The organism is Sphingobacterium sp. HSC-15S19 (assembly GCF_050433745.1).
GTDB lineage: Bacteria > Bacteroidota > Bacteroidia > Sphingobacteriales > Sphingobacteriaceae > Sphingobacterium > Sphingobacterium siyangense.
Map to the genome: position 1 here is coordinate 45,756 of NZ_JBNPWQ010000025.1, position 12,240 is coordinate 57,995.

11 protein-coding genes are annotated in these 12,240 nt (G+C 40.2%); 5 read left to right on the forward strand and 6 right to left on the reverse strand.

Features of this window, described 5'->3' with window-relative positions; translation table 11 throughout:
- Positions 1 to 10: 10 nt before the first annotated feature.
- The 4 genes from L1283_RS19290 to L1283_RS19305 form a co-directional block, all read right to left on the reverse strand.
- Positions 11 to 652: a hypothetical protein gene (locus L1283_RS19290; RefSeq protein ID WP_153847369.1), complete on the reverse strand. Its 642-nt coding sequence runs from the start codon at positions 650 to 652 to the stop codon at positions 11 to 13.
- Positions 653 to 1,159: an S-ribosylhomocysteine lyase gene (locus tag L1283_RS19295; RefSeq protein ID WP_075992695.1), complete on the reverse strand. Its 507-nt coding sequence runs from the start codon at positions 1,157 to 1,159 to the stop codon at positions 653 to 655.
- 109 nt (positions 1,160 to 1,268) lie between these two features.
- Complete coding sequence (locus L1283_RS19300; protein WP_286850591.1) at positions 1,269 to 1,559, reverse strand: antibiotic biosynthesis monooxygenase family protein; 291 nt, start codon at positions 1,557 to 1,559, stop codon at positions 1,269 to 1,271.
- Positions 1,560 to 1,676: 117 nt separating this feature from the next.
- Complete coding sequence (locus L1283_RS19305; protein WP_286850593.1) at positions 1,677 to 2,609, reverse strand: LysR family transcriptional regulator; 933 nt, start codon at positions 2,607 to 2,609, stop codon at positions 1,677 to 1,679.
- 77 nt (positions 2,610 to 2,686) lie between these two features.
- Here L1283_RS19305 and hutH point away from each other — a divergent pair, with 77 nt between their 5' ends.
- Genes hutH through hutG form a run of 4 tightly spaced genes read left to right on the forward strand, consistent with a single transcriptional unit; the run spans position 2,687 to position 8,528 of the window.
- Positions 2,687 to 4,246 (forward strand): histidine ammonia-lyase, encoded by a 1,560-nt coding sequence (hutH, locus tag L1283_RS19310; RefSeq protein WP_286850595.1) that lies wholly within the window; start codon positions 2,687 to 2,689, stop codon positions 4,244 to 4,246.
- Positions 4,247 to 4,253: 7 nt separating this feature from the next.
- Positions 4,254 to 5,504: an imidazolonepropionase gene (gene hutI, locus L1283_RS19315; protein WP_286850597.1), complete on the forward strand. Its 1,251-nt coding sequence runs from the start codon at positions 4,254 to 4,256 to the stop codon at positions 5,502 to 5,504.
- 4 nt (positions 5,505 to 5,508) lie between these two features.
- The gene (locus L1283_RS19320; protein WP_286850599.1) at positions 5,509 to 7,527 is read left to right on the forward strand and encodes a urocanate hydratase; all 2,019 of its coding nucleotides are present in this window, start codon (positions 5,509 to 5,511) and stop codon (positions 7,525 to 7,527) included.
- Positions 7,524 to 8,528, forward strand: a complete 1,005-nt coding sequence (gene hutG, locus L1283_RS19325) for a formimidoylglutamase (protein WP_429626384.1) — start codon at positions 7,524 to 7,526, stop codon at positions 8,526 to 8,528. The genes L1283_RS19320 and hutG overlap by 4 nt, the downstream gene beginning before the upstream one ends.
- A gap of 90 nt (positions 8,529 to 8,618) precedes the next feature.
- On the opposite strand, the gene L1283_RS19330 is transcribed toward hutG, so the two are convergent.
- On the reverse strand, positions 8,619 to 8,900 hold the full coding sequence (locus tag L1283_RS19330) for a GNAT family N-acetyltransferase (protein WP_145326772.1): 282 nt from the start codon (positions 8,898 to 8,900) through the stop codon (positions 8,619 to 8,621).
- A gap of 181 nt (positions 8,901 to 9,081) precedes the next feature.
- Between L1283_RS19330 and L1283_RS19335 the strand changes: the two genes are divergently transcribed.
- Entirely contained in the window at positions 9,082 to 10,542 is a 1,461-nt protein-coding gene (locus L1283_RS19335; RefSeq protein ID WP_244294275.1) for an exonuclease domain-containing protein, read from the forward strand.
- Positions 10,543 to 11,102: 560 nt separating this feature from the next.
- Here L1283_RS19335 and L1283_RS19340 read toward each other — a convergent pair.
- Positions 11,103 to 12,224 carry an acyltransferase family protein gene (locus L1283_RS19340; protein WP_286848169.1) on the reverse strand — a complete coding sequence of 374 codons (1,122 nt, stop codon included), beginning with the start codon at positions 12,222 to 12,224 and terminating at the stop codon, positions 11,103 to 11,105.
- Positions 12,225 to 12,240 lie beyond the last annotated feature (16 nt).

Consider the following 12,240-nt stretch of genomic DNA (forward strand, 5'->3'; position numbering starts at 1 on the left):
TTTCATTAGATTACGATATACTGACCGCAGCAGCTTTTTCGTTATCCAGCTTTTTCATGAATTGATCGAGAATATCACCTAATCTCCCTGAAATTTCTCCTAAAATACTTTCCCAATCTTTAACTGTGCCATCACAATTGTCTGAAACAATTTTAATACTATGAAAGGTGAGATTTTTTTGAAAACAGAAATTCGCTAGGGCATAAGATTCCATATCAAATGCCAAAGGATTAAAATGTTTGATATCCTGATAAAAAGCAGTATTTACATTGATAAAACGATCCGATGTCAAAAGTGCATCTTCGTAGCGAAATTCATCAAGAGATATGGATTCCAATACGCCTTGACCTTTAAAAAACAAGGTGTTTTCCAGGAAAAATCCATCCGTATAAGCATCCCCTTGTGCATAGTATGCCGGATAAAGGACATGGCCTATCGGATGCCTTGTACAACCTACCGTGCCAACATTGAGAAGAACAGGACTAATCCCTAATGCTTTGATGTCTTCGTAAAGCGTAGCTACGGACAGGAGCGCATTTACTTTACCTACACCAATTTCGTATACAAAAGTCGATTCACTTGTCGAATTAAAAGATAGCTCATTTTTATTTGCTACCAAGATAATCGTTTCAATATCTTTATTCAGGATCATTTAATTTTCTTCGATATATGGATACTCAAATTCCAATTCTTCGGCAGTAATTAGATTTAAGAAGTTAACACAAGCCTGTTTTGATGTGGGAAAATCCATGAATGTGTAATTTCCGCAGCTAATCGGGTTTTGGAAAGGTACTTCGTATCCTTCTGTAAGAACAGTCTCTAATACTTCTTTCATCAATTCCGCCACGTTCTGAGGAGTTTTCGCTGTTCCAGCCAATACAACATAAAATCCCGTGCAACAACCCATTGGCCCAACATAAATAACTTCATCACCTAAGATGGTTCTAATTTCTGTTGCAAAACAATGTTCTAAGGTATGCATGACCTCAGGTGATAGCATACGCTCCGGAGAATTCGGTCTGATCATGCGAATGTCGTAAGTTGTATAACTTTCAACATTGCTGTTATTGGTTGTAGAAGCTTTAGCGTAGATCCCTTGTTTTAACTTGGTATGATCTACCGTAAAACTATTTACTTTTGCTTTTTCTTTTGTGTACATCTTGTTCTGTTCAAAGCTATAACGCTTGTGACGTTATAGGGGTTAAAAGTTGAATATCAAAAATTTCTACAAAGATACTAGATTATTGTAGAAAAGGACGACAAAACTGCTATTTTAACACTTCATAATGTTCGACTGTTGGAAATGGATCGTAGTAATGGTGTAAAAGTTTCTCCCATTCCTTAAATAATGCCGACCCCCTGAAACCAATGGTATGGTCTTCTAAAGTTTCCCATTCAACCAACAAAATGTACTGGTTATCTTTTTCAATACATTTACGTAAGGAATGCGTGATATAACCTTTACTCGCACTAATATACTGGCAAGCTGTTTTATAATCTCTTTCAAAATCGGACTGTTGCCCTTCAATAATTTGTAATACAGCTACTTCTAAAATCATAATTCGTTTTTTAAATAAAGTTTAGTAAATATATCAAACTTAGAGAATTTGTTTTTTATATGCAATACAATAACAAGCTTATCCGAACAATTTATTTGACATTCTTTTGATGCAGGCTTAGCTATTATTGTTTATGTCGGCAGTATCAGGTCCAGCTTTGTTGGTTTGCGAAGCGATGATCTGAATAACTAATGGAATACCGGGATTACGATTTTGGGCATTCCAAACTAAGGAGAGCGTTGTTCGTTGTGGTAAAGTGTTCAATTCAAGGAAAGTGACATCAACATGGTATCCGTTCTTTAAAGATGAAGGAACTATTGCAACCCCCAGTCCCTGAGCAACCATATTGAAAATAGTTAAAGCATTCACTGTGCGTAAAGTAACTTTGGGGATAAACTTATGATCACTAAAAATACTCATCACGAGATCATAATAAGAGTGGCTATAGTTTTTGGAAAATAAGATAAATGATTCATTTTTGAACGCATCAAGACTTGGTTGCGGCGACTTCAATAGGGGATGATTGTTGGGTAAAACGAGGCTAAAATGCTCTGTATGTATAGGCAGGCTACATAACCCGGGGGGCGTTTCGGAAAGACGAACAAACCCTAAGTCCAGTTCTTTTTTCTCCAGCAGATCCAGTTGGGTTTCATTCGCTAGTTCGTGAAGTGATAACTCGATATCAGGCTGCTGCTGTTTTAAGGTGACAAGCAATTGCGGTAAGATTGTTTGAACAGCCGACCCGATAAACCCCAGCTTTAAGGTGCTTATTTTACCGTTGGCAAAACTTTGAAGTTGAGTTTCAATCTGATCCAAGTGCCTAAATAGTTCTTTCACCTCCTGAAAGAGATACATCCCCGCTTCAGTCATTTGAACATTTCGTTTATTACGCTCAAAGAGTGTTACGCCATAGGATTCCTCCAGCTGCTTAATTTGCCTGCTCAAGCCTGGCTGCGCAATAAACAATTTTTCGGCAGCCCTTCTAAAATGCAGTTCTTCTGCCAATACTTTAAAATACAGTAAATGTCTTAGCTCTATTTGATAATTCATGGTTATCAATTGATGATAAAAATGGTATTTCTAATTATCAAATATAGCAAGTACATTTGAGTAAAGCAGTTATGATAATGGAAAAATTTTTATATGGCAGTGGGCAGCTAACATGCTCCACCGCTTTAGCGATAGCAAAAGGAACGGTTACCGGGGAAATTTCCCCCGAAGTCAAGGATAAGATCGAGCAAAGCGCCAGTTATGTCAGGAAAATAGTTGAGCGCTGTGAGGTTGTCTATGGGATCAATACTGGTTTTGGTCCATTGTGTACCACACTTATTGATGCAAGTCAAACGCAGCTGTTACAAGAAAATATTCTCAAAAGCCATGCTGTGGGTATGGGAGAACCTATAGCCAACGATTTGGCCAAATTGATGCTTATTCTTAAAGTTCACGCGCTTTCTAAAGGATTTTCAGGAGTTCAGTATACGACGATTGAGCGGATTATTTGGCATATTGAAAATCATGTCATTCCTGTGGTTCCCAAACAAGGTTCTGTCGGCGCATCGGGTGATTTGGCCCCATTGTCACATTTATTTTTACCATTGATTGGTTTAGGAAAAGTTAACGTAGAAGGGGAGATTGTGGAGACAGCTGCCGTTTTGGAAAAACACGGTATGGCACCGGTTCAGCTGGGCGCAAAAGAAGGGCTGGCTTTAATCAATGGAACTCAATTTATGGCTGCACATGGTGTGATGGCTGTTGCCGAGTTAAATCGTGTACTACAGAACGCTGACATTATTGCTACCTTAATGATTGAAGGCTTAAATGGTTCAATAAAACCATTTTTTACAGAATTACATCAATTACGCCCGCACCCAGGAAACCGCTATGTCGCTGCAAGCATTTTTAACATGCTTCATGGCTCGGCTATTTTGGAAAGCCACAAAGACTGTTCTCGTGTACAAGATCCCTACTCGCTGCGTTGTATCCCTCAGGTCCATGGAGCATCACGCAACGCTTGGTTTCATTTGAAGGATACCATAGAAATCGAAATAAATGCAGTGACCGATAATCCTGTGATCATTAATGATGAACTAACCATTAGTGGCGGTAGCTTTCACGGACAGTCAATTGCTTTGCCTTTGGATTATGCCACACTGGCCGCATCGGAAATTGGCAATATTTCGGACCGAAGGATCTATTTGTCTTTAGAAGGTCAAACCAACGGAGTCCCAAAATTGTTAATGAAGTCAACCGGTCTCAATTCAGGATTTATGATCTTACAATATAGCACTGCCGCGATTGCAAGTGAGAATAAAGGACTTTGTTTTCCTGCAAGTGCAGATAGTATTCCTACCTCTTTAGGCCAGGAAGATCATGTCAGTATGGGATCTATTGCCGGCCGAAAATTACTGCAGGTCATTGACAATGTCGATAAAATACTAAGTATTGAACTGTTATGTGCGGCACAGGCCAAGGATTACCATCAGCCATTAAAATCGACTGCAGCATTGGAAGCTATCCATGCAAGAATTCGCCAGTCTATTCCGCATATTGAATCCGATCAACCTATGGAAGAGCTGCTGACTGAGGCACAAAGGCTCGTAAAATCAGGCGAACTGATCACATTGCATCGTCAATATGCTACAGGTGAGATTGAAGCGGATTTGAAACAAAGGTTTGAAATGTTTTAAACGAAGAATGATGGAAAAAGAGCTGAAATTAGTTGGACCTTTTAGGCAGGTATTAACGATGTCAAATATGCCCGTTAATGGGACGCTCCACGATAAACAATTGGCTATTATTAAAGAAGGAGGTATTTTAATAGCAGGTAACAATATATTGGAAGTGGGGGATTTTGAGCAACTACAACTGCAATGGGGAAAGGAGGCGGCACTTGTACTTGTAGAAGGAGATCAGGTTGCTCTGCCAGGCTTTATTGATTGCCATACACATATTGCTTTTGCCGGTAATCGAGCGAATGATTTCGCCCTTCGAAATGCAGGCTCAAGCTACCTGGAGATTGCAGCGGCAGGAGGTGGGATCTGGAGCACCGTTTCCCATACGCGGGATTGTAACGTAGAAGAATTGATTGATCTCACTATCCAGCGCGCAAATTTTCTATTAAGGCAAGGAATCACAACAATTGAAGTTAAAAGTGGTTACGGCCTCAATGTTAAAGAAGAACTTAAGATATTACGGGGCATTCAGAAATCGGATCGTCGTACAGCATCAGACCTTATTCCAACTTGTTTGGCTGCACATATGCTCCCACGGGACTTCGACGGATCCGCAAAAGATTATCTTCATCTGATCACAACAGATCTTTTTCCCCTATTGAAATCAGAAGGGCTGTCGAATCGGATTGACGCATTTATCGAAAAAACAGCTTTTCAGGGGGAAGACATTGTGGCCTATTTACGAAAAGCAAAAGAAATGGGTTTTGATCTGACTATTCATGCCGATCAGTTTACCACTTCGGGAAGTCAGATTGCTGTAGAACTCGGTGCTCAATCTGCGGATCATCTTGAAGCATCAACTGCGGCTGAAATAGAACTTATCGCACACTCAACTACTGTTGCTGTAGCGCTGCCTGCAGCCTCTATTGGCCTTGGATGTGGTTTTACACCTGCTAGAAAGTTGCTGGATGCAGGTGCATGTTTGGCAATAGGAAGTGACTGGAATCCAGGGTCCGCGCCCATGGGACAGTTACTGACGAGTGCGAGTATTTTGGCAACAGCAGAAAAGTTGACGAATGCGGAGTTGCTTTCGGCACTAACCTACCGTGCTGCAAAAGCCTTAAACCTGTCGGATCGCGGCGTGTTGACCAAGGGCATGAAAGCAGATTTTAGTTTATTTAAAACAGATAATTATCAGGATATTACCTACTACCAAGGAAGCTTGCAGCCTACAGCAGTATGGAAAAATGGTCAGGAAGTATTCTCAATATAACAACATGGAAGATACATTTAAGAGTGAGGTTGCGGAAGGTATTCCGACCGTATTACCTCCAAAAGTAGAACGAGATCATACAATAAGTCATGCCCCCAGACGAAAGGATATTCTCACCAAGTCGGAAGAGAAGCTGGCCCTACGGAATGCATTGCGTTATTTTCCAAAACAATGGCATACGGTTTTAGCACCTGAATTTTTAGAGGAGCTTCGTAGTTTTGGGCGAATCTACATGTACCGCTTTAGACCCCAATATGCAATGCACGCTCGACCGATAGATGATTATCCAGCAGTGAGTAAGCAGGCGGCAGCTATTATGTTGATGATTCAGAACAACCTCGATCCAGCTGTAGCACAACATCCTCATGAACTGATTACCTATGGTGGGAATGGAGCTGTTTTCCAAAATTGGGCTCAATATCGCCTCACCATGCAGTATCTTTCGCAGATGACAGATGAGCAAACTTTACATCTTTACAGTGGTCATCCAATGGGGCTTTTCCCTTCCTCACAACATGCACCTCGTGTTGTTGTAACCAATGGCATGATGATTCCAAACTATTCGAAACCGGATGACTGGGAACGTTTTAACGCCTTAGGCGTTACACAATATGGGCAGATGACTGCAGGTTCCTATATGTATATTGGTCCACAGGGTATTGTGCATGGCACCACAATTACTGTCATGAACGCTTTTCGAAAACATTTAACAGTAGACGATACCATTCAAGGCAAGGTGTTTTTGACTTCTGGTTTGGGAGGTATGAGTGGCGCACAGCCCAAAGCAGGTAATATTGCCGGCTGTATCACCGTATGCGCTGAAATAAATCCCGTTGCGGCAAGAAAGCGGCATGAACAGGGTTGGGTAGACCGATTGGTAGAAAACATCGATGAACTCGTTGAACAGGTACAGTTGGCGATGGATCAAAAGGAAACAATTTCCTTCGCCTATATCGGTAATATTGTCGAAGTGTGGGAAGCCTTTGATCGCGAAAATATCCACATCACGGTAGGATCTGATCAGACATCATTACATAATCCTTGGTCTGGAGGCTATTATCCGATGGGGCTGACCTTTGCAGCATCCAATGCGTTGTTAGCGACCGATCCTGACCGGTTTAAGCGATGTGTACAAGAAAGCTTAGTACGACATGTCGATGCCATCAATAAGCATGTATCCAAGGGAACCTATTTCTTTGATTACGGCAATGCGTTTCTGTTGGAGAGCAGTCGTGCTGGTGCAGCGGTATGGAATGCTAAAAAGGATCAGTTCCGCTACCCATCTTATGTGCAGGATATTCTTGGTCCAATGTGTTTTGACTATGGTTTTGGACCCTTTCGCTGGGTTTGCACGTCTGGTAAGGCTTCGGATCTCCAAAAATCAGACGAAATAGCCATGACAGTTTTAGAAAAGCTCCGAAAAGAAGCCCCTGTGGAGATTCAGCAGCAGATGCAAGATAATATTCAATGGATCAAAGAAGCTGGTAAAAATAGACTTGTAGTAGGCTCTCAGGCGCGTATTCTTTATGCAGATTCAAATGGGCGTATTGCCATAGCAAAGGCTTTTAATGAAGCCGTAAAAAGTGGCTTATTTGAAGCACCTATTGTTTTGGGAAGAGACCATCACGATGTGAGCGGTACCGATTCACCTTATCGGGAAACAAGCAATATCTACGACGGCAGTCAATTTACAGCAGATATGGCTATTCATAACGTCATTGGCGACAGTTTCCGGGGGGCCACTTGGGTATCTATTCACAATGGCGGCGGAGTCGGTTGGGGTGAAGTCATCAACGGAGGCTTCGGTCTACTGCTAGATGGCTCTGAAGAAGCAGCTTTTAAGTTAGAAAAGATGCTGTATTTTGATGTGAATAATGGGATTGCTAGGCGCGCCTGGGCTAGAAATAAGGAAGCTAATCAGGCGCTAGATCGTACAATGGAGAAAAATACGACATTGCAAGTTACCCGCGCGCAACTTGTAGATGACGATATTATTGAACAATTATTTGATCTGAGCGAATGAACTTATTGTTGAATAATCCGGAAATATACAACAAAGGAGACCAAGCGGTCTGGAAGGGGCGTATCGATGGGCAGGATCGTGAATGGATGCGTTGGCATCAATTAATGGATTGTGTTGATCTTCTCGAGCAGCCCGATTTAAGGCAGTCCATTGCTTTTCTCGGATTCTGTAGCGATGAGGGGGTTGGACGCAATCAAGGTCGTGTAGGAGCCAAAGATGGACCGACAGCACTTCGGAATGTATTAACAAACCTTCCTGTACATTTTTCTGATAAACTAAAACTTAAAGACTGCGGTGATATACTTATAAAAGACAGTGATTTAGAGCTATCTCAACAGGGGCTTGGGGCTGCATTAAATTGTATTCTCGAACAAGAAGGATTTCCAGTCATCTTAGGTGGTGGCCATGAAGTAACTTACGGCCATTATTTGGGTGTTAAAGAATTTCTAAAGAGTCGTAACCAAAGTCTTGGCATTATTAATTTGGATGCCCATTTAGACATCCGTCCATTGCAGGATGGCAAAGGGAATTCTGGAACAGGCTTCTTTCAAATCGAGCAGGATCAGTCTAAAGCTGATTTGCCATTTCATTACTTGGCGATTGGTATTCAGGGAATTAGTAACACCAAGGGATTGCTGGACTATGCCAAAGAGAAGGATGTGCAGATTATTGAAAGAGAGAGTTTAGTCATTGAAAAGCTGGATTTAATTAGGGAAAAAATTGTTAGTTTTTCCAAATTAGTGGATTATGTGTATTTGACGGTTGATCTTGATGCTTTCGCTGCAGCCTATGCACCGGGAGTAAGTGCATTGGCATTTAACGGTATAGTTCCTGATCATTTGTTTTTTACGATCTACGATATGCTACTGGATCTGCCTAATCTAAAATCTGTCGATTTTGCCGAATTCAATCCCCATTTTGATATTGATTCCAGAACGGCCAAACTAACGGCTGATCTCATTTTTAAGTTGATAAACAAATTAGCAATTAAACTTGATTAGCAACTGCTCATTAGCTAAACAGGGGGCAAAAAAGATGGTTAGATACATTGCGACAGGAATCTAACCATCTTTTTTCATATTGGCGAGGTCTTAAAAAAGCACATCGGCTAATGCTGGATCCTTATCAAAAACTGATTTTGCAAAAGGACATAAAGGCATAATTTTTAAATTTTCTTTACGTGCATAAGTCACTGCCGCCATCAATAGCTGTTTACCTAGCCCTTTTCCTGCATATTCAGAATTTACTTCCGTGTGGTCTATAATGAATTTTGTAGGGCCAGCCCAGGTATAGGTCATTTGTGCCACTGACTTTTCCTGATCGATAACCTCAAAGCTACCATGTTTATCGTCATTTTTTTGTATTACTTCCATGAGCATGAATTTAATTAAAGAAAAGTACAAAATAGACAAAATCCAGCAATATATAATATGAACAGTGATTTAGAAAAACAGCTATTTCTATCAGCTAGATTGTATAATTGGCTTCCGTGTTTTGTAAAATTGCGGTGACCCTTTTAAATAGCTAATATTTTTAGTATGTTTGCTTTGCGTTATGAGTGTAAATCAAAGCAAAAGACAAGAATTTGCCATTGTGGACATAGAGACTACAGGTGGCAATGCAAAATCGAGCAGGATCACAGAGGTTGCCATTGTTATTCATGATGGTAATCAGGTTTTGGAACGTTGGGAGACCTTGGTGAATCCAGGGAAAGAGATTCCGAATTCGATTTTTGCGCTTACGGGCATAGACAATGACATGGTGAAGGACGCTCCGTTATTTGATCAGGTAGCCGAGCACATTTATGAAATGCTCAAAGACCGTATTTTTGTTGCGCATAATGTAAATTTTGATTATTCATTCATTCGATTTCAGCTTCAGGAATCGGGTTTCGAGTGGTCGGCGATTAAATTGTGTACAGTACGCTATGCGCGAAAAATAAAGCCGGGATTATTGTCCTATAGTTTGGGACGCCTATGTGATTATCTAGATATCCCGATTGAAAATAGGCACCGTGCGGGTGGCGACGCTGATGCAACAGCCATTCTCTTTGCTTATTTGAAAGTGCTAGATACCGAACAGGTATTTCAGGATATGATTAAACATAAAGCGCTAGATCAACGTTTTCCACCGCATTTAAATCCCTTGGAATATGAACAATTGCCCAACGAGGCTGGAGTCTATTATTTTCACGACAAAGCTGGAAAAGTAATTTATGTTGGCAAGGCCGTCAATATAAAAAAAAGAGTATTATCTCATTTTACAGGGAATAATATTCAAGCGCAAAGGCAACATTTCTTAAAAGAAATTCATCATATAAGTTATGAGTGCTGCGGGACAGAGCTGATGTCATTGTTGTTGGAATGTGCTGAAATCAAAAAATTCTGGCCAAAATATAATAGAGCACTTAAACGGTATGAGCCTAAATTTGGTTTGTTCTCTTATGAAGATCAAAATGGCTATCTCCATCTGGCAATTGGGAAGACAACAAGGGGACAAGAATGTATTCAGTTGTTTCAGCGGGAATATGACGCTATACAGTTGTTGCAAAGCTTTATTCAGCAGGACGCTATTAATCCGCAATTTTGTCAGTTTGGGCACGCCAGTTTGTCTACGAAAGCTTTAAAGAAGACCGAATTGCCCGATCGAGACCTACACAATACCCGGGTGGAACGTTGTATCGAGGATTGGCTCAAACAGCAGCCATCCTTTGTATTGATCGATAAAGGACGTAATTCCGATGAAAAAAGCTGTATTGTCATTGAAAATGGTGTTTTTTATGGAATGGGATATATTGATCAATACGGCCAGTATAGCAGGTTTGAAGATATAAAAGGACAAGTTAAAAGATATCAGAGCAATCACTACATGATGGAATTGGTCAAAATGGCAGCAGAAAGACAACCCGCTAAAATACATTTCTTAACAAAATCAAAGATTTTACCTGATGTTGCGGCAGAACCTGATTTCTCTTATGAAAAATTGGCTCCGAATAGCCTCTTTAATTTCTTTTAACAGTATATTTTCTATTCTTATTTTGGAAATGTCTTGCGTTTAGTCATTTCAATCTCAGTAATCTGTTAAAGAAATGTGAAATAGTAATTTATGCGCGATTTTGGTCCAATAGTTGAAATATTCTTTGTGTAGAATATTAAAAAAAGACTTTTCATAATTTAGGTTAATAATTGGTTAGTTAAAACCTGGGGCTCCCAACCTCAGGTTTTCTTTTTTTTATATTTCCGGACAAGAATTTTAAGCGAAGTATGACTTCTATTATGATTATTCAAAATAAATTAGCGTTTTTTTTTATTTAAATATGTGTTTCAATTTGCTGTTTTTCAGGTGATTGCCTTTTGTCCCCCCTTTGTCCCCCTAAATTTTTTCTCTGTGTAGTTAGTTTGAGCTATTTTAGTGTCAGCATACTGTAATAGCGGAATTAGTAAAACAAAGATGGGGCGTTTTCTAAAAGTAGCTGCGGTATATCTTATCCATATCTTTATATATAAAAAGGGCCTTGGCCCTTTTTTTTATTCTTATTATTCAGATTGCCTATTTTGAGCCAAAGACACCTTGACCTAGATTTTGATATAGATCTTTTTCTTCCGTAGGCAATATGCGATCAACCAATTCAAAGCCACAAATAGCAGCGCAAATAGAGCGGAGGATAATCGTTGGTTTTGCCAGCTATCAAACAGGGAATGGTAGCTTAAGTTCCAGAGATTTTGATGCGTAGCCCCGATGAGAATAAAAGAACAAATCGTAGGGATTAAGCCGCTAAGACAATAGATAAATAGTGTATTCTTACCGAAATCGTCAAGGACAGTGTAAATTATCCCTTTGATGTTTTGAAATTCGATAAGATAGATTAATATACCAAGAAAAGAGAGTGCAATTCCAGTGCTGAATACGGCGTAGCTGCTGGTCCAGATCTTCTTATTAATAGGAAAAACAAATGACCATAGATAGCCAATCAGGATAAAGGACAGACCTACGATAAATAGGTTCATCAGCTCCCTTTTTCCTGTCAGTTTTTGAATAATGTACTTTCCGGTAATATACCCGAATATCGTTTGACTGATGGCCGGTAATACGCTCCAGATATCCTCTGGATCAAACGCTGTTCCCTCGCCGTGATAGAGATGGGATGCACCAAAGATTCGGATATCCAGTGCCGTTCCAAACCACCCCTCCAGACTATATGGATCTGTTGGATTACCAGAATAGCAAATTAGCCAATAAACTAATAGGAGCAAGATACTAATAGTGGCCGCACCTTTGTCTCTAAAATAGTATAGTATAATCGCCGTACTGAAATAGCAGAGCGCAATACGCTGCAGCACCCCAAAATACCTATACTTGGCAACGGGAATCCACTCGAGCTGGTGAAGACTATTCCATTCTACAAAAGGGAAAATATTTAAAAACAAACCGAGTAGAAAAAGGATGATTGTTCTTTTGACAATTTTATTCCAGTACAGTCCTGGTGCCAGCTGATCACTATTTTTTAAAGAAAATGCCATGGAGTTTCCGACAGCAAATAAGAAAAATGGAAATATAAGATCTGTAAACGTACATCCATGCCAGATGGAGTGTTCAAGTTGAGGAAATACATGATGATAGTTGCCGGGATTATTGACGAGAATCATAGCCGCGAGTGTAAACCCACGGAAAATATCCAGTGATTTAAAACGAGTCATAATAAAGTATATTAGT

What these genes read in the sequence shown, in the direction of transcription:
- hutG (WP_429626384.1), top strand. Translation starts at nt 7,524, where the DNA reads ATGAACTTATTGTTGAATAATCCGGAAATATACAACAAAGGAGACCAA.
- L1283_RS19290 (WP_153847369.1), bottom strand. Translation starts at nt 652, where the DNA reads ATGATCCTGAATAAAGATATTGAAACGATTATCTTGGTAGCAAATAAA.
- L1283_RS19340 (WP_286848169.1), bottom strand. Translation starts at nt 12,224, where the DNA reads ATGACTCGTTTTAAATCACTGGATATTTTCCGTGGGTTTACACTCGCG.
- L1283_RS19300 (WP_286850591.1), bottom strand. Translation starts at nt 1,559, where the DNA reads ATGATTTTAGAAGTAGCTGTATTACAAATTATTGAAGGGCAACAGTCC.
- L1283_RS19330 (WP_145326772.1), bottom strand. Translation starts at nt 8,900, where the DNA reads ATGGAAGTAATACAAAAAAATGACGATAAACATGGTAGCTTTGAGGTT.
- L1283_RS19320 (WP_286850599.1), top strand. Translation starts at nt 5,509, where the DNA reads ATGGAAGATACATTTAAGAGTGAGGTTGCGGAAGGTATTCCGACCGTA.
- hutH (WP_286850595.1), top strand. Translation starts at nt 2,687, where the DNA reads ATGGAAAAATTTTTATATGGCAGTGGGCAGCTAACATGCTCCACCGCT.
- L1283_RS19335 (WP_244294275.1), top strand. Translation starts at nt 9,082, where the DNA reads ATGAGTGTAAATCAAAGCAAAAGACAAGAATTTGCCATTGTGGACATA.
- L1283_RS19305 (WP_286850593.1), bottom strand. Translation starts at nt 2,609, where the DNA reads ATGAATTATCAAATAGAGCTAAGACATTTACTGTATTTTAAAGTATTG.
- hutI (WP_286850597.1), top strand. Translation starts at nt 4,254, where the DNA reads ATGATGGAAAAAGAGCTGAAATTAGTTGGACCTTTTAGGCAGGTATTA.
- L1283_RS19295 (WP_075992695.1), bottom strand. Translation starts at nt 1,159, where the DNA reads ATGTACACAAAAGAAAAAGCAAAAGTAAATAGTTTTACGGTAGATCAT.